The sequence below is a fragment of the Mycobacterium lepromatosis genome (genome assembly GCF_000975265.2).
GTDB classification, from domain to species: domain Bacteria; phylum Actinomycetota; class Actinomycetes; order Mycobacteriales; family Mycobacteriaceae; genus Mycobacterium; species Mycobacterium lepromatosis.
Genome location: NZ_CP083405.1, coordinates 241003 through 261898, shown reverse-complemented (window position 1 = coordinate 261898; position 20896 = coordinate 241003). Strand labels below are relative to the sequence as shown.

At 57.0% G+C, this 20896-nt stretch carries 15 protein-coding genes and 3 pseudogenes; 5 read left to right on the top strand and 13 right to left on the bottom strand.

Annotation, left to right across the window (positions count from 1 at the left end; translation table 11 throughout):
• Positions 1 to 553: 553 nt before the first annotated feature.
• The 5 genes and pseudogenes from MLPF_RS01000 to MLPF_RS00980 all read right to left on the bottom strand — a co-directional run.
• On the bottom strand, positions 554 to 721 hold the full coding sequence (locus MLPF_RS01000) for a hypothetical protein (protein WP_156146911.1): 168 nt from the start codon (positions 719 to 721) through the stop codon (positions 554 to 556).
• Between the two features lie 132 nt (positions 722 to 853).
• Complete coding sequence (locus MLPF_RS00995) at positions 854 to 1051, bottom strand: hypothetical protein (RefSeq protein WP_050038824.1); 198 nt, start codon at positions 1049 to 1051, stop codon at positions 854 to 856.
• 120 nt (positions 1052 to 1171) lie between these two features.
• A complete protein-coding gene (locus MLPF_RS00990) occupies positions 1172 to 1774 on the bottom strand; it encodes a DUF1707 SHOCT-like domain-containing protein (RefSeq protein WP_045842295.1) in 603 nt (200 codons plus the stop codon).
• A gap of 174 nt (positions 1775 to 1948) precedes the next feature.
• Positions 1949 to 2610 (bottom strand): annotated as a pseudogene (locus tag MLPF_RS00985) (enoyl-CoA hydratase-related protein).
• Between the two features lie 31 nt (positions 2611 to 2641).
• Positions 2642 to 3137: pseudogene (locus tag MLPF_RS00980) on the bottom strand (acyl-CoA dehydrogenase family protein); the annotation flags it as partial.
• Between the two features lie 4 nt (positions 3138 to 3141).
• Between MLPF_RS00980 and MLPF_RS00975 the strand changes: the two are divergent.
• Positions 3142 to 3399 carry a hypothetical protein gene (locus MLPF_RS00975; RefSeq protein WP_050038822.1) on the top strand — a complete coding sequence of 86 codons (258 nt, stop codon included), beginning with the start codon at positions 3142 to 3144 and terminating at the stop codon, positions 3397 to 3399.
• Between the two features lie 931 nt (positions 3400 to 4330).
• On the opposite strand, the gene MLPF_RS00970 is transcribed toward MLPF_RS00975, so the two are convergent.
• The 5 genes from MLPF_RS00970 to MLPF_RS00950 form a co-directional block, all read right to left on the bottom strand.
• Complete coding sequence (locus tag MLPF_RS00970) at positions 4331 to 4627, bottom strand: hypothetical protein (protein WP_427901946.1); 297 nt, start codon at positions 4625 to 4627, stop codon at positions 4331 to 4333.
• 1201 nt (positions 4628 to 5828) lie between these two features.
• Positions 5829 to 7412, bottom strand: coding sequence for a bifunctional phosphoribosylaminoimidazolecarboxamide formyltransferase/IMP cyclohydrolase (gene purH, locus MLPF_RS00965; protein WP_045842290.1), 1584 nt, complete (start codon positions 7410 to 7412; stop codon positions 5829 to 5831).
• Positions 7409 to 8056: a phosphoribosylglycinamide formyltransferase gene (gene purN / locus MLPF_RS00960; protein ID WP_045842289.1), complete on the bottom strand. Its 648-nt coding sequence runs from the start codon at positions 8054 to 8056 to the stop codon at positions 7409 to 7411. The genes purH and purN overlap by 4 nt, the downstream gene beginning before the upstream one ends.
• A 29-nt stretch (positions 8057 to 8085) precedes the next feature.
• Positions 8086 to 9372 (bottom strand): cell division protein PerM, encoded by a 1287-nt coding sequence (locus MLPF_RS00955; protein ID WP_045842288.1) that lies wholly within the window; start codon positions 9370 to 9372, stop codon positions 8086 to 8088.
• A 39-nt stretch (positions 9373 to 9411) separates the two neighbouring features.
• Entirely contained in the window at positions 9412 to 10305 is an 894-nt protein-coding gene (locus MLPF_RS00950; RefSeq protein ID WP_045842287.1) for a DUF5336 domain-containing protein, read from the bottom strand.
• 297 nt (positions 10306 to 10602) lie between these two features.
• Here MLPF_RS00950 and MLPF_RS00945 point away from each other — a divergent pair.
• A pseudogene (locus tag MLPF_RS00945) lies at positions 10603 to 11430 on the top strand (LLM class flavin-dependent oxidoreductase).
• Positions 11431 to 11456: 26 nt separating this feature from the next.
• Here MLPF_RS00945 and sucD read toward each other — a convergent pair.
• Together sucD and sucC are read right to left on the bottom strand one after the other, a co-directional pair.
• On the bottom strand, positions 11457 to 12359 hold the full coding sequence (sucD, locus tag MLPF_RS00940; RefSeq protein WP_045842285.1) for a succinate--CoA ligase subunit alpha: 903 nt from the start codon (positions 12357 to 12359) through the stop codon (positions 11457 to 11459).
• Positions 12344 to 13558 (bottom strand): ADP-forming succinate--CoA ligase subunit beta, encoded by a 1215-nt coding sequence (gene sucC, locus MLPF_RS00935; protein WP_045842284.1) that lies wholly within the window; start codon positions 13556 to 13558, stop codon positions 12344 to 12346. Before sucC ends, sucD begins: the two co-directional genes overlap by 16 nt.
• 299 nt (positions 13559 to 13857) lie before the next feature.
• On the opposite strand from sucC, the gene MLPF_RS00930 reads away from it, so the two are divergent.
• Complete coding sequence (locus MLPF_RS00930) at positions 13858 to 14856, top strand: M23 family metallopeptidase (protein ID WP_045842283.1); 999 nt, start codon at positions 13858 to 13860, stop codon at positions 14854 to 14856.
• A gap of 516 nt (positions 14857 to 15372) precedes the next feature.
• Here MLPF_RS00930 and MLPF_RS00925 read toward each other — a convergent pair.
• Positions 15373 to 17709 (bottom strand): UvrD-helicase domain-containing protein, encoded by a 2337-nt coding sequence (locus MLPF_RS00925; RefSeq protein WP_045842308.1) that lies wholly within the window; start codon positions 17707 to 17709, stop codon positions 15373 to 15375.
• A gap of 784 nt (positions 17710 to 18493) precedes the next feature.
• Between MLPF_RS00925 and MLPF_RS00920 the strand changes: the two genes are divergently transcribed.
• Both MLPF_RS00920 and pgi read left to right on the top strand, forming a co-directional pair.
• Complete coding sequence (locus tag MLPF_RS00920) at positions 18494 to 18811, top strand: chorismate mutase (protein WP_082082277.1); 318 nt, start codon at positions 18494 to 18496, stop codon at positions 18809 to 18811.
• Positions 18812 to 19156: 345 nt separating this feature from the next.
• Positions 19157 to 20821, top strand: coding sequence for a glucose-6-phosphate isomerase (pgi, locus tag MLPF_RS00915; protein ID WP_045842281.1), 1665 nt, complete (start codon positions 19157 to 19159; stop codon positions 20819 to 20821).
• The last annotated feature ends 75 nt before the right edge of the window (positions 20822 to 20896 follow it).

The window sequence follows — 20896 nt, the reverse complement described above, 5'->3', positions numbered from 1 at the left end:
CCTTCGCACCAACCGTTCTGCAGAAGGGTACTTCGTGTTGCAGCACAGTTATATTGTTCTCATTGCGGAACTTGGTAGTGATGCCATCGAGGTTGCGGATGGAGTTTCAGAACCACTGTGTAACCCGATCCTGCTGGCCCGGAATCAGCAAAATTCCCCAAGTGTCGACCGCGTGGGGTTACTTCCTGGCTGTGGAATATGCGGCATTTGGGCTGATTTTGGCATAGACTTGCTCGAGGGCAATCAACGTCAGTGAAGCGAATCGAGTTGCCAAATCCTCATCTGCATGCTCTGCATTAGCGGACAGCTAAAAGCTTTTTCCTCAGTATGATTGCGGTGTCAAGGATGCAGTTCTGGTCCACAGTGGATAATGACAACAGTATCGTACCAGTGGTGTCGACAATCGTGCGCTGATGATCCCGAGCTTTCTGACGAATCATCGGCAACGCCAACGGATTGCGGCAACTTCGTCAGCCGACTTCTCTGTGGCACGCGCGATGGCTTCCTAGGCGTCTTCGTAGGTGGCGAGGATAAGCGCGGTGCATTAGGTTGCTTAATGGGCTGTTGCTGCAATGTCACCGCCAAAATCCAGAAACCGTATGATTTTGCTTAGCGCATACGAGGCGGTGTGGTTGCCGTGCGTGTGCTTGATCGTAGTCTCCAAGACTGTCGTGATCGCCGCAGGATCCCAGCGCTCAATATCAACCAGGTGCAACGCCATGGCGTGGGCTAGATTCCACCATAGATGGTGTCGCTCACTTGGTTCAGGGCGGTCGCGTTGCGCTGCTTGGTCGCGGTGCATCCGGCAGCGGCGACATACATGACACCGGAATTCTAACCGAAGTGGCCTATGTTATTTGGTGCTGGCCACCACCAACCGGTCAAGCAATACCGACAACGCGGCCGTCAACGAGCCGACCCATCCCAACTGAGCGTTTTCCGCTTCGCGTCGGCAGGACCGCCGTGACACCAGTAACGAATTGTTATGCTTGGCCAGCTCATTACCCGCATAGCAGAGTACGTCAGGAATCGCCCACAACTCTTCGAACATAACGGCTCCTTGCTCGGATTCACCATTCTCGGAATTTTTCGCCGGAGTATGGCACGAGCATCAGGGGTCAACCAGTCACTGCCGAGTACATGCGAGTACGTGATCAGACCTGGTCGTCTGCTACCTGCGAGGCCTGCGGGCTTTGCGCTTGATTCCCACGCCGCCCCACAGCGAGAAGCCGCGAATCTTCACTGTTGGTGCGCCTGGTGTGCCTTGACCTCGTACTTGACGGTCAAAGCTACCCATCACACCGTGGCCAGTGATCTCCACGTTTACTTCGGGCGGCAGCAAAATAGTCTGCACGCCCATCACCGAGTACGCATGGAGTTCAACCTCTGTCGACGTGAAGTCCGCGTAGCGTAAATCCACCACCCCACTACCCCAAAAAGAGAATGTAGTCAACTTCCTCGGCACATTCCATCGACCTCGCCGCTCAAATCCGCTCATCAGGGCCAGCAGCAGTATTGATGGAGCCGGATTGGGATTGCCACCTCGACGGGCGCTTACTTGTGACCCTGGCAGATCGTCCCGCAGCTGCTCCAACTCTTGGTACGTGGTCGCTGCATACGCCCTAGCAAGTCGGTCTTCGTAGTCTTTCAGCTCCAAGCGGCCTTGCTCAGCGGCATAGGCTAACAACTGCGCAATCTGAATGCGGTCGGTGTCTGCTGCACGCAAAGGCTGGTCACGTGCACCCTTCGCGTTACGTTGCGCTGAATTGCTCATCACCCACGAGCGTACGACCTAAAGATTTGGCTGCAGCAATAGGAGTGCCTAAATTGCTGACTTTACAGCTACCGTATCGTTTGATCCTTGATGGCCCTCTCCCACCTCGGGCCGCTCAGCGGCTCGTATCATCGGCGAGTGGTAATAGATCCAACTCGTCTGCCGTTTTTGCAGTCACACAAGCAGGTCTCCACGAGTTTCGTCGGAGACAAACAGCCGGGCCGAGTCATTGGTGGGCCATTCGGCGTACCGGTTGAATCCTTCAAGAACAACGGGGTGGTAAGTGCCTTCAACACCGCAAGACCCTGTGGTGAATTGTGACCTATCGAGGTTACCAATGACCCGACCGTGGCATCAACGTAGTCAGCGGCCATCGGAATCAATCCGATCTTTGCGGCTTTCGGCAGCCTACGCACCTTTCGCTGGTTAGCGTAATACCCGGCGGTGTGGTGGGCCGATATCTGCGCTAGATAAAGTGAGTGAGATTATCGTTGGCGCGGGTATGACGATCTATGGCGCCGATCACCGGTAGCGGCTCTGTGACGATGTCGCGTAGCAACGTCGTCATTGCTTGGGCACGCGTAACAGACATATAGAATGGGTCACCGTCGCCGGCATTCCTCAGGTCTAGCACCGACGCAAAACATACCGCCGGTGTGTCCTAAGACCACCCATCGCGACACCGAACCTGCTGTTGCGTTTCGCAGGTCCTGGTGCAGTTGGTTAATAAGGGTGCTCGAGAGTGCGTTGCGGTTATTTGGGAGAGTTCAGTGTCAGCCGGGCGAAAGGACCTCACGTAAGTGGTCATGGCCGGCGTAGTCTACGAGTGCATCCATCAGGAAGATGGTCGTTAGGACCCAGCGATGTCTATGCAACGAAGTTCAGTACTATCTCGCGACTAATCGGCACGATCCATTCGAACCTGACTGAGGTCACCATTGTGGCATCGCCATACTCCTGGGTTAGCTCGTTGCCGCCCATTGACTGCATGACTTGGTCGACTGCCTTCGTATTTGACCATGTTGATGGCCTCGGCTGTGCCAAAGTCGTCGCCATTTTCGTAGGACGCTGAGGCCTTTTGCATCATCTTGGCGAGTTAGACATCAACGTTACTCTGCGCCAACGTATGCGACAGAACCTGATGGGTATCTATCAGGGTGGAAAACTTTCTGCACGTCGCCCCTACGGCCTTATCGATCGTGAGGCGTACCATTACTATGGTGCTGGCCGTGCCCATAATGCGTTCGGGGTTCAGGACAGCGAAAAGCTGTGCGACTATGGCATCCTAGGCTGCGACGAGTGTGTAGGCGAGCAGTTGCACATCATCGAGAAATACGAGATTGTTTTCTTCGGAGCATAATTCGTCGGTGTGCTGGCGGGAACACGCCTTCTCCAAGAAATACTACTTGACTGTAGTTGGCTACCAAAGCAGCCACCGCTTTGCGCAGCGCCTGGCGTTCTTCGTTTTCGATGAGGTTGGTATCGGTCACTATGATCTCCCTCTTGGTCACTTAACCTTAACGGTCGAGAGCTTCCACGCGTGCCAGGACGACGCCAAGTACTGCTTGTTGACCGGTATTGACGTTGAGCTGGGTCAGTATTCAGTCAGCCAGCTCACACCTTGAGCACTGGTGATGTCCCGGAACCGTGGTGCCAAGCCGGATGACGTTGCTTGGAATAGCTGCAACCAGAGATCCCTGTTAGATGGCCGAACGATGTTCGGGGAACCGTGGCAGTGCGAGCACTGTTAACGGGACCGCGTGCCGAATCGGCGTACATGTCCTGCTTGTTGGGACCGTAGCACACAACCGCGGGGCGGTAGTCCACCCCCGTGCTCGTTTTATCAGCCACCACAACGTGGCGGCTTTGCAGCAGTATCGACAGGATATCCTAGCAGTAGAGCTTTTTCAGCAGCTCCATAACCCGGCGACAGGAGAAGTGTTCATAGCACATGCCCAGTTAATGCGGAAAGTCACCAAAATGGATGATAAGAGATTTTTCTCCCAAGCGGTTTGCAGCCTCCAGAACAGTAAAAGAACTCCGTCCATGATCTCAAAAATTAAATAAAAGCGCCATTTAATATTCAGAGGTGACCACCGCAGATAACTACAACACGGTCACCCATAGAAAGCCCAAAAACAATTAACAATGCATTTAGCTAATTTTTGCACGAGCACCTCCTCGAATAAGGCTTCCTGACAGAAAGAACGACAGTGTTATGTGTTGTTGTTTTTGGGGCCGACGGAAGTTTCGGCTTTCAGCTACGGCTGGCCACCCACTGACGCCATATCCAAGCCATTGCGGCACAAGAGAGATCCCAGCTGAACTGCGATCAACCCCGCCAACCACGGAGTCACATCGCGCTGCGCAGTTGTTTCCCTTGTCGGCCAACTTCTCAGCGGGAACCCCGAACGATCCTATGAGCGGGGTGCACCACGTGCTCGGATAGTCCTCGACCCCGTTAATTCCCGACACGCAATAGAGGCTAGCTTTATTCAAGCACCAGTCAGTCACGCAATGTTACATTGCATATTCTCCGCACTGCCCCGCTAGTGCTTATCGGAGCCCAAACGTGGAGCAGCCACGCAATACACTGGAATAGTATCCGACCCAGTGCTCACGCTCAGCCGGCTCGGAGCGGTCGATGGCCGGTGACAAACACAGAGTTCTCCGGTCCGAGGCCTTAGCAAAGTCGGTTAGCCGTGCGGCCTTGTTGACCGCTTCGCCGATCACAGTGCATTCGTACCGGTTTTTGGCACCGATGTTGCTGGCAAAGACTAGACCCGCTGAGACACCGATGCCAAAGTCGGCAGTAGGGGAGAGGAGACGATAACAGTAGATCATGCAGTGCACGTGCGGTAGCCAACACCCTCGATATCGGTGCATTTGTTTACGCTAACGCCCCCAAGATGGCCAGTGCAGTCAACACGGCGAACGCGGTTGTCGGGCCGACCAAGTTAATAATGCGCATAAATTGCGACCAGCATTCCGATTTGGACTATGCTCGATTTTTGTCATCGCCGCGACAACCTCGCTGACCAGATCCGAAATGGATCGAACAGTGAGATATTGTACCCATCATAGTCAACCCGCATCCCGCCGTGCCTACCACCATGGTCGATGCTGGAACTGCTAGCGATCCGGCTTTCGAATGATCCATTACTGCGAATACATCACGACCAGAGTGGCAATCACTCCGATCCAGAAGCACGCTCCACTATAACCAGACGTCCAAAAATGCCCGGCGCCGCGGAACGGACTTCAGAACCTGAGGTAGCTGCGAGCAGGATTGGCCCCAGGAAGGGATGCATAAGTAGAAGGCCTGTGGTCACCGGACCGGAGCACCGAGTATCCACCAAATGGTGGGAAATAACACAATGTATCCTAGAAATTTCTCCGTGCCAGCACCCGTTTACAGTTGTGCGGCATCGTCTAGATTCACCAAAACAACGCTCATACTATTCATTACTTATCCCTAGCCGCCATCAAAGCGCCGACTAGCGGCCGGTGAGTTTCATCATGGCCTGCTGCTTTACGTAGAGTTTGCGCCGAACTACGAACCTACCGCAGGTTCTAAAAGAGTGTAGCGGTTGCCAACACATGCAGCACTGGCAGTGTTTTTAGGTTGCTATGGGTGAAGTAAGATTGCGTTATGCTCGATGCGTGGCTGCGCAACCAGAACAAGATCTCGTCTGCATATCGAGGAACCCGGCACCATGAAGTTGATGCGAGTATTATCGCGTACTGCACCTAATGTTCTACAGGGGCAGTCTTAATACCGATCGGCATCGGGTATTACCGTCACATTGGGCAGTCGTAATGTGTCCGAAAGCCGTAGCTAGCGGCCCATGTTGTCACTCACGACTGGTGCCCGTTCCATAAGTGGTACTCAACAGCAGATTTTAGTGGCATCCGAAAACATAAACATATATGGTCATGTGAGTGTTTCGTGCATATGTCACAGCATATGATCGAGTCAAGCGCTACTGCATATACCTGACCTGACCCGGGTACTGCGCCAGCCCCGGGTTTGACTCACATTGACGCGCACGGCCTAGTGCACAAAGTGGCGAACTCCGGTGAGATACAAAGTAACCCCGGCTTTGGCTGCAGCTGCGGTTACCTCCGCGTCACGCACGGAACCCCCGGGGTGCACTATCGCCGTGACTCCGGCCGCGGCCAGTGCCTGAAGTCCGTCAGCAAAGGGAAAGAACGCATCGGAGGCCACCACTGCGCCACGGACCCGGTCGCCGCCACGCTGAACGGCAAGGCGAGCGGCGTCGACTCGGTTAACCTGACCCATGCCAACACCGATGGTGGCGCCGTTGGCGGCGATCACAATTGCGTTCGACTTCACCGCGCGGCAGGCACGCCACGCAAAGACCAAGTCCGTCAACGTCGCCGGGCCGGCCGGTGATCCGGTAACCAAGGTCCAGTTCGCTGGGTTGTCACCTGCTGTGTCAAGCTGATCGGGTTGCTGGATCAACAGTCCTCCACTGACCGGCCGTAGCTCGCTACCACCGCGTAGCGGTGCGGAGGCCACCAAGACCCGGACGTTTTTTTTGCAGGTCAGCACGTCGACGGCGCCTGGCGCGTAGGAGGGCGCAACGATCACCTCGGTGAAGATGGTGCTCACGTACTCTGCCATCTCAAGGCTGACCTCGGTGTTGACGGCGATAACTCCGCCGTAGGCACTCAACGGGTCGCATTCGTGAGCCTTGCGATGTGCGTCGGCGACCGAAATCGACGAGATTGCAATCCCGCACGGGTTGGCGTGCTTGATGATTGCTACGCACGACTGCTCGTGGTCGAAGGCAGCACGCCAGGCCGTGTCTGCGTCAGTGAAGTTGTTGTAGGACATGTTTTTCCCGTGCAGCTGCTTGGCCTGAGCCAAGCCAGGACAGGCACTGGGGTCGCTGTACAGAGCCGCCTGCTGGTGCGGGTTTTCGCCGTAGCGCAGCATTGCCGAGCGACGCCAGCTGCGGCTAAACCACTGCGGAAACGCCGTTGGTGGCTGCTCGGGTGCTAGCGTCGACTGCATCCAACTAGCGACGGCGATGTCGTACTCCACGATGTGCTGAAATGCCATCGACGCCAGCCTTTTACGCTCGGCAAGGGTGAATCCGCCGCCCCGCACTGCGGCAAGCACGCCAACGTACCCAAGTGGGTCGGTGACCACCGCCACGCTGGGATAGTTCTTTGCGGCCGCTCGCACTATCGAAGGTCCGCCAGTATCGATCTGTTCGACACATTCGTCTACAGTCGCACCGGATTCGACCGTTTGGCTGAACGGATACAAGTTGACGACAACTAGTTCGAACGCCTCGATTCCGAGTTGCTCAAGCTCCGAGGCATGCTCGGGTTTACGCAAGTCGGCCAGCAGGCCGGCATGGACCCGAGGGTGCAATGTCTTGACCCGGCCGTCAAGTACCTCGGGGAACCCGGTCAGTTCCTCCACAGGTGTCACCGCAATCCCTTTACCGGCAATGGCCTTCCCCGTCGATCCGGTCGAGACGATGTCGACACCCGCCGCACTCAAACCCTGGGCAAGTTCAATCAGGCCGGTCTTGTCGTACACACTGATCAACGCGCGGCGAATCGGTCTTCTTGCCATGTCCCGCTCGTCGTCACTGCTCATCCTATGATCGCCTTTCGTCCGATCGTCGCTTTTCTCCCGACCAAGGTCACGCCACTGGTCGCGATTACGCCCACCACGTCGACCAACAGCTGTCGTTCAATGACCTTGATGCGTTCATGCAAAGCCCCGGTGTCATCACTGTCGAGCACCGGAACGGATTGCTGCGCTAATATAGGCCCGGTGTCAATGCCGGCATCCACTAGGTGCACCGTAGCGCCTGCGACCTTCACACCGTAGGCCAATGCGTCAGCCACGCCATGCGTACCCGGAAATGCCGGCAGCAGCGCCGGATGGGTATTGACGATACGGCCAAAGAATCGTGAAAGAAACTGTGGCCCAAGTATTCTCATAAATCCTGCCAGGACGACCAGATCGGGCTTGTGCGCCGTGACGGCTTCGGTTATCTGGACGTCCCAGGCATCACGCCCGGGTGGGTCAGTGAGTCGGACGATAAAGGTCGGCACTGATGCCGCCTTGGCGATCTCTGTCGCCCCGCAGTCACGATCGACACCGACGGCCACCACCTGCGCTGGGTAATCGCCAACAGCTGCGTCGATCAATGAACCCAGGAGCGAACCAGTTCCCGATGCCAACACCACCACCCGCGCTGGTGCACTGGGGGGAATACAGAGCGGTTCCTGCACACTGTGAGCGTAGTCTGGCGAAGATGCGGCTAATCCGATGCCTCGCCGGGCTTAGCGTGGGGTGTTTCGTCCTCTTCATAGAGATCGACGGTAAAGTACGCCTCGTGGTCTCCCGGCGCTGCATCGATTTGCTCTTCGGCAGACAGGCCCGGTGGTGGTTTGGGTGTTCTGGGAAAACGCTTGATCCCGCAGGTCAACACCACCGTTACCCAACCAACGATCGAGAACCAGAAGAAAACCCCGACCACCAGGGAACCCTGATTCACGTCGATATTGCCGAAATTGCCCAGCCGGCCGCTCCCGGCATACCCAAGCAATGCCATCATCAGTGCCCCGGCCACCGCCGCAACCAGCAGCTTAGCCATCGAGGCAAAAAGAGGCAGCGGATGTCTCCCGCATTGCTGCCCGACCGCAACCCCAGATGTCGCGCCAACGATCAGCCAGGCGACCCAAACTGGCGCGAGCGGCGGTGTGGGAGCCGCGGCTAATACTGGCAATGCCGGGATATCTCCGCCAAAAACAGTGAACGAACTAAACGTCGCAAAACCAAGATGGGCGCTGGAACCGACCGCGACCGCTGAAGTGCCCACAATCACGTTGGGTGCATACAGTACCGACAGCACTGTCAAGCTGAACTGGCCAAATATCGAATCGGTGATGCCGTAAAGCTCTTGCATTGTCGCCCAGTGCACAACTAGCGATCCCGCCGTCACCAGACCGGAAAGCCCAAGCAACGCCAGCACCCCGGCTGTCGCGGCGTGCACTGAATCACCCACCCAATCCGGCAGCCGCGATGCCGTCAGAACCCGTCGACCCATCTGCGAATTCACCCCGATCGCCGCACCGATGGCATGCACCACCAGCACGCCAGTGAACGCGCGCAAGGCCTTGGGCGTCTGCAGCTCGGTCAGCACCGACGAGGCGTCATGAATAACCGCCAGCGAGATCGCTGCTATCAGTAAGGGCCCACCCAACGCGGACGCAACAATCCTGCGGACAACGAGCCACGACGAGTACGCAGAGGTGGCTTCCGAAGTGCTATGGGCGGTAGCCCACACCATCAACAGGACCGGTAGCAGCGGCATTATGCTCAGTTCGCGACCGCCGATTGAGGTCGGCACCTGATGCACGCCGAGCCACATACTGGCGATGGCGCCCAACGCACCGGTCATATCGCTGTTGGCGATCAACAGCTGGAGCAAGGTGACCGCAGCGATTATGACCAATGCTACCACTGCCGGACCGAATGCGACCTTTAGCAGGTCACACGCCTGGCGAACACCCGTGGCCCGATTGTCCTCCTCCACCCGTGTGATTCCTAGCGCATTTGCCCAGCTAGGCGCGAAAGCGCCCGGTTAAACCGGCGCTGACCCCGATGATGACGATGTCGACTCCCGACCCTGGCCGTAGGACTGCTGACTATCGGTGGGATTGGAATAACTAACCGGAGCCGACCCAGCCTGCGACCCGGCGCCTGCGCCGACCGATGGTGGCGGGCTAAAACTTGAGAAGCCGGTGGGTGGGGTGGATGGTTCTTGCTGCTCCGAGTGCTGCGCGCTAAATCCGCCCGTAGTCGGCATCCCTGCCTGGGTCTGAGTCTGGCTTGAAGTATAACTGCTGTACTGCAATCCGTACCCGGCAGGCGACTGCTGCGGGCTGTGCGCGTGCAGTCCGACCTGCAGCTGTCCACTCGGTGGCCCGTAATACGCCTGAGCCCCGTACTGTCCGTATTGTAGGTAAGGATCGTAACTCAGCCGCGGTGCCGGCGCAGTTATAATTCCTGCCTCCAGCAGAAGCGCGACGACGGCGGCAATCGCTTGGAGCACGCTGCAAGCCAGAATGAACCACATCGCCCAACCGATCGAGAAGCCGGTGGGCATTTTGATCATCTCCGAGATCGTCAACAACGCACCCAGAACCGCGATCGCCCCGACTACTCCGGCACTGCTCTTCGCCTTGGGCAGCAGAGCCAACCCGGCAAGCAGGGCGGCCAGCAGCGCAACGACGACCGCAGGGCCGGCGTCACTGGCAAGTTCACCGGAGCCTGGGCCAATGTCGGCGCTCGATGTAAATGTCGGGCCAAAATTTCCAAGGTACACTGCCAACCCGAGTACCGCCACCGCGATCGTCAAATATTGGTAAAGCTGGCTCTCACCTACATCGCTTTTGGCAAAAGAGGGTGTCGCGGCTGGGTATGACCCGGCGGGCTGCGCGAATGGATATCCGGGACTACCGGGCAAGTAGGTCATGATTCCTCCTGTTATTTCCAGTGTCGTCACGGCGTCACTGCTGCAGTGCAACGCTGTGCTTCCACGCGCACCGTTGGATAAACGCCCAAATTGGCAGCGCTTACGTTGCGGCGTATTCGATCACCAACGCTAGCGCACGTTAGGGCGACCGCGCCGGGATGACCTGCGTGTCAGTTCGCCTACCACCGGTGGCCAACGAAATCGTCGACCACTACCCTGGCCCCGTCGTACGTGGAACACGCTACTAGTAGTTCTTGGTAGGGGCTACGGGCTTGCCTTTACACCAGTGACCGCGGCATCACCCCCCGCGGCAGCAGCTAAGCGTGCGGAAAGCCACGGCTTCCGCACGCTTTACTCGCCCTAACACACCCCTAATAACCCAAATACCAATGTCACCGAGGCCCCACCACCGGGTTACGGATGATGCATAACTGTCCAACGACCGCTATATGCGCACCGGTGACCCATAGGTGAGTTGGGGAGCGACATGCGCGGTTACGTCGGCTGACTGCGGCTGTCCACGGCGGCGGGGCTGCTCGTCTAACATGACCCAATCACGCTGGCGGAAAACATTACCAACCTGGGCAATTTGTCTGGCGAACAAGTGAACTTCGTCGTCGAGTTCGGCTGGAAGACAGACGAGCTCACCGATCACGGCGTGCCATCCGGGCGGCGCCGCACCGTGGTGCACGAATACCTCGAAGCAATGTGGGCATTATGGACAAAAGAATGAAGCCGTCTTGACGGCGAGTTCGTCAGGTTCGGGTCTAGCTGGGTCTGGATCAAGCCGGCGCAGCCTTACACTCCGGTGCTAGTGAACGGCGCGAACATCGGAGAAGAACTTCACGTGGATTGCCCGCGCCGTCGACAGCTGGATCACGACTCCGCGTGACTACGACATCGACGAGCCGGTAAAGCTACTGGAGGACACCTAGGCGGCCACTTGCCACGCCGGTTCTCTACAGATTGTGACCCTGGACATCAAGCCGATGCCCGGGAAGATGGCGTGAGTGGACCGCCGAGCTCGGGGTGACTGGGGTGCTGTTCAGCATGCCGGATCGCTCCGAGGATAAGGTCATCGTTTACATCGAGCGACTAGCCGACCAACTGACCGCTGCAGTGTAGCGACGGGAGAGGTCTGCGCCAGCCCATTACAGGGTGCGCAGAATCTCGCGGACCAGCACAGCCGTCTTCGACGGGGTCTTACCTACCTTGACGCCCGCTGCCTCTAAAGCGTTCTTCTTGGCAGCTGCAGTGCCCGACGATCCGGACACGATGGCACCGGCATGGCCCATCGTCTTACCTTCCGGCGCAGTGAATCCCGCGATATATCCGACAACAGGCTTGGACACGTTGGCTTTGATGTAGTCGGCCGCACGCTCTTCGGCATCCCCACCGATCTCGCCGATCATGACGATGATTTTAGTATCGGGATCCTTTTCGAAGGCTTCGATGACATCGATGTACGTGGTACCAATCACCGGGTCACCACCGATACCGATCGCGGTCGAGAAGCCGAAATCGTTGAGTTCGAACATCATCTGGTAGGTCAAGGTGCCCGACTTGGATACCAAACCAATCGGACCGGCGCCGGCTATAGTAGCTGGGGTAATGCCAACCAACGACTGACCGGGAGTAATGATGCCGGGGCAGTTGGGGCCGATGATACGAGTCTTAGCACCTTTGTCGAGATTGTAGGCCCATGTATATACACTGTCCTGCAATGGAATTCCCTCGGTGATGATGACCAGCAGCGGAATTTCGGCTTCGATGGCCTCGATAATGGCGTCCTTGGCAAACCGAGCTGGCACAAAGATAATCGAGACGTTGGCGCCGGTTTTTTCGATGGACTCGGCCACAGTGCCGAACACCGGCAGCGTGATGATCCGGCCGTCTTTGTCCTCATGCGTTACGGTGGCTCCCGCTTTGCGGGCGTTGACGCCGCCCACGATTTGGGTTCCTGCCTTGAGCATGCGGGCGGTGTGAACGGTCCCCTCACTGCCAGTGATGCCCTGGACGATGACCGTGTTGTCTTTGGTTAGGAAAATCGCCATATTTCAGTCAAGTCCTTTCGGGAGTTGGCCAACTCGGCGGCCTTATCAGCGGCCTCGTCCATCGTTGAGACCAGCATCACTAGAGGATGGTTGGCCTCGGCTAGAATGCGTCGGCCTTCACCGAAGTTATTGCCGTCCAGGCGTACCACTAAAGGCTTGTCGGCCTCATCACCCAAGATTTCCAACGCCTTGACAATTCCGGTAGCGACGGTGTCACACGTGGTAATCCCGCCGAATATGTTGACGAACACGCTCTTGACCTGCACGTCGCTCAAAACCACGTCCAGGCCGGCAGCCATCACCTCGGCGGAAGCGCCGCCACCGATATCGAGGAAGTTGGCCGGCTTAACCCCCCCGTGCTGTTCCCCTGCATAGGCGACGACGTCGAAGGTCGACATGGTCAGACCCGCGCCGTTACCGATGATCCCCACCTCACCATCAAGCTTGACGTAGTTGAGGTTGTGTTGCTTGGCTTTCCACGCCAGCAGATCAGTGTCCGCGCGATCCTCGAATTCGGCATGGCCGGGCTGGCGAAAATGGGCGTTGTCGTCAAGAGTGACCTTGCCGTCCAGCGCCAAAATTTTACCCGGGCCGCCGTCCCCGCGGGAGGGAGTGCGCACCAACGGATTGACCTCCACCAGGGTGGCGTCTTCGATTACAAAGAGCTCCCACAACTTGGCGATGGTGACCGCGGCCGCATCGAGCACCTCAGCCGGCAGATGGCCTTGCTGCGCAATAGAACGCGCGCAGGTCAAATCTACACCTTTTACCGCGTCCACCGAGACCTTGGCCAGCCGCTCAGGCTTGGTGGCGGCCACCTCTTCGATATCCATGCCGCCTTCCACCGAGCACATCGCAAGGTATGTCCGATTGGCCCGGTCGAGCAGGAAGGAGACATAATATTCTTCAGCGATGTCGCTAGCTTCGACCACTAGCAATTTCTTGACAAGATTACCTTTTATATCCAGGCCAAGAATGTTCTTGGCCTGGATATAGGCGTCTTCCGGGGTTGCAGCGTATTTGACGCCACCCGCTTTACCGCGCCCGCCTGTTTTTACCTGCGCTTTCACCATTACTGGACAACCAATCTCGATGGCGATGGTTTTAGCGCCTTCCGCACTGTCAGTCACCTGTCCTTGCACGCCAGGGACGCTGTGCTTGGCGAACAATTCCTTGGCTTGATATTCAAAAAGGTCCATGGGCTCGCTGTCTTCGCATTGGCCAATAGGTTTTAGGCGACGGTTCCAATTTGGCAACTCGCACGATGAAACTGTGTCACATACCAAACCGTGGCTGCCACCGCATACCACTGATGTGATATCAGTCACTAAACCCGCTACTCGTACGACGCAGTGATACAAATCACAATTTCAGGTGGAATTTGTTCCTGATTTGCCAGCGGTATCCGTTAGCCGATACGGTCTCACCGTCCAGATAACGTTATGGTCACGATCCGAGGACATTTAGGTTGCTCCAGCACCATCCCGTTCACTCCTTCATGACTGCCGAAGCCGTGCGCTCATTTCGCGACCGCTGGTTGAAGCATAAACGCAACGACGTCACCGAAATTATTCCCGTCGACGGCTTTGACGACTTCGAAGACCTCTACGACCTAGGTTTCGCCGAAATTGACGAACTCCAGTTCAGCGACGACTACAACTTCTACAACGAAACGCAAGTGTTGCGGACTTCAGAGATCGACGATCTCCAGGACATCGGCAGCCTGGTCTCGGAACCGCTAGCCGCGCCTGACAACCTTACCCCGAACTGCACCAGCGCTCCATGCCAACCCGGCCAGCACCGAAAGCAACCGACCAGCGCGGCCAGGGGCCGTTTGCTGATCTCGGCAATGGCCGCCGGAGCAGTTGCCGCGGCAGCACATACTGTCACTAGTCATGCCGATATCCCCAAGACCGAGACAGTGCTGACCGCCAACGCATCGGAACTGAGCGGCGGGGCGGTCAGCAACGCAACCCACGGTGTTCAGGTCATCACAGTCCATCCCGCGGCTAGTGCCGCGGTGCACAACGAGGAGCACGCCAAAGGCACAGCCTTCGCTCATGAGCGTGCTCAACGTGAGGCGCGGCTGTCGCAGCCGCTCTACGTGATGCCAACGAAAGGTATATGCACTTCAAATTTTGGATACCGCTGGGGTGTGCTACACGCCGGTATCGACTTGGCCAACGCGATCGGAACCCCGATCCTTGCGGTGTCCGATGGTGTGGTCATCGACGCTGGGCCGACCGCCGGCTACGGCATGTGGGTTAAGCTGCGCCACGCCGACGGCACAGTCACACTTTATGGTCACGTCGACACCACGCTGGTCAACGTCGGTCAGCACGTGATGGCGGGTGACCAGATAGCCACCATGGGTAACCGAGGCAACTCCACCGGACCGCACCTGCATTTCGAAGTGCTGCTCGGCGGCAGTGAACGAATTGACCCCGTGCCGTGGCTAGCTAAGCGGGGAATATACGTCGGCAATTACACCGGTTAACCTTGCGACCGTGTCGGACGATCCACTCTCTTCTCCACAACCTACCCGACCTTACAGCGTCTTCCAACGGATCACAGACCAGGATCATCCGACACGCCTCGACAGGATCAATTTCCGCAAATTCGAATTTGGATGTGGATTTTCAGGCCACATAACATGCCCCGCCACACTTACCGTGGGCTCCCAGCAACAGGCTGACGCACAGCCTGGGTCCGGGGCACAGCTGGCAGCATTGGCAGCCAGCGATCATCGGCTGTTTTACAGTGCGGTAGAATTTTTCTTCTGGTATTTGCCCTATCCACCGTGTCCGGGCTAGTATGCTGCTACAACGCGCTCTATTAAGAGCTGCCTCAACAGATAGTCGCTTTGCTAACCTACGGTGCTGTAATTTCATCGCAAGCGCCCGCATAACGTGTATTGTGCGTGCCCTTTTGCTGTCGCCATCGTCCAGCGTAATGTTGGCGTTACACTCGCGAGCCAAACGCTGGTTTTTAGAGTGATTTGAGTCGCGCCGGCTCAAAGTTTGGTGATAGGGGCGTAGTTGTGCATCAGTTTCACTCGCCCCGAACTGCCGAAGTCGATCAGTGACATCGCTGATTCACCGACACCGGAGACTTCCTCAACCCGACCCAGGCCGTACTTGTCGTGCGTCACTCGATCACCGGACGCCAGCACTAGCAGCGCACGCTTGCTCGCCCCGGACCGGATCGACGACGAGCGGACCGTACCAAACCGGCTTGCGCCACTCACCGGCGTACTGTACGTTTGGCTAGAATTGCTATGCCGCCAGTTAATGAGTTCTGGCGGAATTTCTCGCAGGAACCGCGACTCAGGGTTGAGCACGGGCCGCCCCCATGAAGACCGAACGATGGCTCTACTTAGGTAGAGAAGTTGACGGGCCCGGGTGATGCCAACATAGGCCAGCCGACGCTCCTCCGAGAGCGCGGTAGGATCGCCCAGCGCTCGCATGTGCGGGAACGTGCCGTCCTCCCATCCAGTGGCGAACACCACCGGGAATTCCAATCCTTTCGCGGCATGCAACGTCATTAGTGTAACGACACTGGAATTGTTCTCGGCGATCTCGTCGGTGTCGGAAACCAGCGACACCTTTTCCAAAAACGCCGCCAATGCACCGGTGTCCGGCACATCTCCATCCTCGGGGGTATGCAAGGACTTCGCGAGCGCGGCAGCGTTGGCCTGGTCGGTGCTGAATTCGTGTGCGAAGCTTACGAGTTCATTGAGGTTGTCCAGACGGGCTAACTCCTGCGGGTCAGTGGAGGACTCCAACTCCCTGCGGTATCCGCTGCGTTCCAAAGCGGACTCGATCAGATCACCCAGATCGTTATCGACACGACACCGCAGGTCGTCAAGGAGCTGAACAAAACCCGCGATCGCTTTCTCCGCCCGGGTATTCAGCATCGGCACTTTGCCTTCGGCCGCAGCCTGTAGCGCAGCGGCGAAACTAGTTCCGGTATTTTCGGCATACAACGACACACAAGCCTCGGCGCGATCGCCGATGCCGCGACGCGGTGTGTTGAGGATGCGCCGCATACTGACGACGTCGCCGGGGTTATATAGAACTCGCAGGTAAGCGATAATGTCGCGAATCTCCTTGCTTTTGTAAAAGCAAAATCCCCCAACAACTTTGTACGGAATCCCGGCGCGGATAAACACTTCCTCTAATGATCGCGATAAGTTGTTAGCGCGATACAAAACAGCCACATCACTGTAGGTGATTTCGCCACGCCCGACCAGAGCATCGATTTCATCGGCAACAAACTTGGCCTCGTCGTGCTCGTTGTCGGAAACGTATCCAACTATTAACTTGCCTTTGCCAGCGTCGGTCCACAGTCGCTTGTTGCGGCGTCCGAAGTTACGGGCGATCAAGGAGTTAGCCGCCGACAGAATGTTTTGCGTCGAGCGGTAATTCTGTTCCAACAGAATCGTCCTGGTGTCCGCGTAGTCACGCTCGAAGTCCTCGATGTTACGAATAGTGGAGCCGCGGAACGCGTAGATCGACTGGTCAGCATCGCCTACAACGCACAACTCTCCCGGCGGCACGTCGTCAGGTGAATGCCCAGCACCGCGACCGACCAATTCCCGCACCAGCACGTACTGTGCGTGGTTAGTGTCTTGGTATTCGTCGACTAGGACGTGCCGGAACCGCCGCCGGTAATGTTCGGCGATTTGCGGGAAAGCCTGCAGAATCCCGACAGTTTCCCCGATCAGGTCGTCGAAGTCCAGTGCGTTGGCTGTTCGCAGTCGCCGCTGGTATTCGCCGTAGACGGCAGCAACGATGCGAGCCAGGTCATCAGCGTCTGAAGAAAGGTTGGCTACCGCACGTTTGGCGTCGATCAATTCGTTCTTTAGGTTGGAGATGGCGTTGGCCATCAGCTGTGGCGAATACCGCTTGATGTCGAGTCCCATGTCTTGGCCGATCATCTGCAGCAGACGACGCGTATCATCGGCGTCATAGATCGAAAAATTGGAGTTGAGGCCGCCGATCAGCGAAGCCTGGTTACGCAGAATGCGCACACAGGTCGAATGAAACGTCGACACCCACATAGACGGCCCAGTGTGGGCTCCAATCAGTCGGACCACGCGTTCGCGCATCTCCACAGCGGCTTTGTTGGTGAAGGTGATGGCCAGGATCTGACTGACCTCGACACCTCGGGCTGCAATCAGATAAGCAATCCGCCGAGTCAATACCGCAGTTTTGCCCGAACCCGCGCCTGCCACAATCAGCAGTGGGGAACCCTCATGTACCACCGCCTGGCGCTGCTGCGGGTTGAGGCCATCAAGCAGTCGATCTGCTTTAGAGGCGGGCTTGGCATCGGTCGTATGCGCACTCAATGTAGTTTGTAGTTCCAAACCTGCTGCCGACGGCAACAAACCTGGCTACGCAGCAATCATGATTTGACACACCAGGACTAGTGCTATCCAGCGTGAATCTGACCAACTGCTCGGAGAGGACACCGGGGCAAGCAATTAGGCATCAGGCGATGATATTGTTATTCTGATTAGCCGAACGGTTTACCTTAAGTCGTAATGCGATATAATGCTAGTGTAGCCTGTCATGCGCTGCTGCGCAACCCCGATGTTACTCAAGTTGAATTCAGAATCCGCTGCACCCAAACTCATTGACTAATGATCTCAAGTAGTTGTCGCTCAAAGCGTCGACACAAATCCTGTCAAAAAGCCCATCTCAGACCATTGTGACGACCCAAGCGAGAACAGCATTGAGATGCTAAAGGCTATCTGGCGGTGTTTGTTCTAGGGCTTTCGACTAACTACTTTCCGGAGGCCGTGGCATCGCAGCATGCTCGCTAAGCATCGAAATCCAAGTTACTCACGACCAGCGTGCTGCGCGATCCGCCGTCGAACGCTACCGACGTCACACTAAGACTTCTTGGCAATAAAATTATTTGAGCCGCGATTTTGCACAACCCCGGCCGTGAGTGGCACACTCGATTTTGTGTTCAACAAGCATCGCCCCATGCAGTTCTCAAACCATGAGTTGCACCGCCGGTTTTTCTACAGGTACCGGCTAACGGTGCCCGTGGTTTAGCTGCTTTCGCAGAGCCCTGATCCACTTCCGGCTTTGGGGTTCAAGTCTCTTTGTGAGGTCTGATACCAAATGAGACCAAAACCCCAACATCACGAAAACGCGGAGTTAACCGAGATGAACACCGAGGTGGTCGAAGCTCCGCAACTGATCGACATCGAGGAGTTGCGCGAGGAGATCGACCGGTTGGACGCCCAGATTCTCGCTACGGTAAAGCGGCGTGCTGAAATATCCCAGGCGATCAGCAAGGTAAGAATGGCGTCCGGCGGCACTCGCCTGGTACATAGCCGCGAGATGAAGGTTATCGAACGCTATAGTGAGCTCGGTCCTGATGGCAAGGATCTGGCAATACTGTTGTTGCGATTAGGCAGAGGCCGGCTTGGCCACTAATGCCAGCAAGAACCGATTAGGTGCACCAGCAGCTCGGGCCAAGCAATTGCAGGGGCTAACAATACATCGTGAGCAACACCCCCGTAACGATCCAATCCAACAGTCAATATCACGAGGCTGGTCGCGAACGACACCGGCGTTGGGTGTACGTGCGGGCGACAAACCAGTTCAGAGCAAAGACTTGGCTGTTCAACGTACCGGACAAACGGTACCCACACTTGGGGAATACTGGGATCGAAAGTTGCAGCTTATGCAGCCAGATTTGCAGCGTGTAATGGGCGCCGGTTAAACGCGCCAAACCGATCTACCTGCACCGTCGTATCAAAGCGAACTAGGGTCAAAACCATGACTTCTATGCAAGCAATCCCCGACATCACCGCCACCCCGGCGTGGGACGCCTTGCGCAGGCATCACGATGAGATCGGGGCAACCCATTTACGCCAGTTCTTCGCCGCTAATCCCGATCGCGGCCGTGAGTTCGCGATCACAGTTGGTGACCTTTACATCGACTACAGCAAACATCGCATCACCCACGAGACGGTGCAGCTGCTGGTCGATCTAGCCCGAGCTGCCGGCCTTGAACAACGCCGCGACCAGATGCTCGCCGGCGTACACGTCAACACCTCGGAGAATCGGTCGGTGCTACACACCGCGCTGCGGCTACCCAGAGACACGAAACTGATCGTCGACGGCCAAAACGTAGTCCAAGACGTACACGCGGTGCTGGACTTCATGGGTGACTTCACCGACCGGCTACGCAGCGGCGAATGGACCGGCGCCACCGGGAAACGTATCAACACCGTCGTCAACATCGGCATTGGTGGTTCAGACCTGGGTCCGGTTATGGTGTGCCAGGCACTGCGCCACTATGCCGACGCGGGGATCTCGGCGCGTTTCGTGTCCAACATCGATCCCGCAGACCTGACCGCTAAATTGGCAGACTTAGAGCCTGACACAACCCTTTTCATCGTAGCGTCGAAGACGTTCTCGACGCTAGAAACATTGACCAACGCCACTGCCGCGCGGCGCTGGCTGACTGACGCACTTGGCGACGCCGCCGTTTCAAAGCATTTCGTCGCTGTCTCTACCAACAAACGCCTAGTTGACGACTTCGGTATCAACACGGCTAACATGTTCTGGTTCTGGGACTGGGTTGGCGGCCGTTATTCGGTAGATTCAGCGATCGGTCTGTCGCTGATGGCGGTCGTCGGGCGAGAGTCCTTCGCTGATTTCCTGTCGGGCTTCCACATCGTTGACCAACATTTCCAGAACGCGCCATTAGAGTCCAACGCTCCTGCGCTGCTAGGCCTGATCGGACTGTGGTATTCCGACTTCTTGGGTGCGCAATCACGAGCCGTGCTGCCGTATTCCAACGACTTGGCGCGTTTCGCGGCTTACCTGCAACAGCTAACCATGGAATCTAACGGCAAATCGACACGCGCCGACGGCACACCAGTTACCACCAACACCAGTGAAATCTATTGGGGAGAACCGGGAACCAACGGCCAACACGCTTTCTACCAGTTGCTGCATCAGGGCACCCGGCTGGTGCCGGCCGATTTCATCGGATTCAGCCAACCCATCGACGATTTGCCAACTGTCGATGGCACCGGCAGCATGCATGACCTGTTAATGAGCAATTTCTTTGCCCAGACTCAAGTGCTGGCATTCGGCAAGACCGCGGAAGAAATCGCAGCTGAAGGTACACCCGCAGAAGTGGTGCCACACAAGGTGATGCCTGGAAATCGTCCGACAACATCGATTCTGGCCAACCGACTCACCCCGTCGGTATTGGGCCAACTGATCGCACTCTACGAGCATCAGGTGTTCACCGAGGGTGTGATCTGGGGCATCGACTCGTTCGACCAGTGGGGCGTGGAGCTAGGCAAGACACAAGCCAAAGCATTGCTTCCGGCAATTACCGGCAAAGTCTCGCCCACGCAACAGTTAGACAGTTCCACTGATACGCTGGTCCGTCGCTACCGCACAGAACGAGGACGTATGAGCTGACGTGGCTTACGCGACGAGCGTCCGCGAAATATTACTCAATGCGGCGTGTCGTTGTACAGACACGTGTGCCCGCGG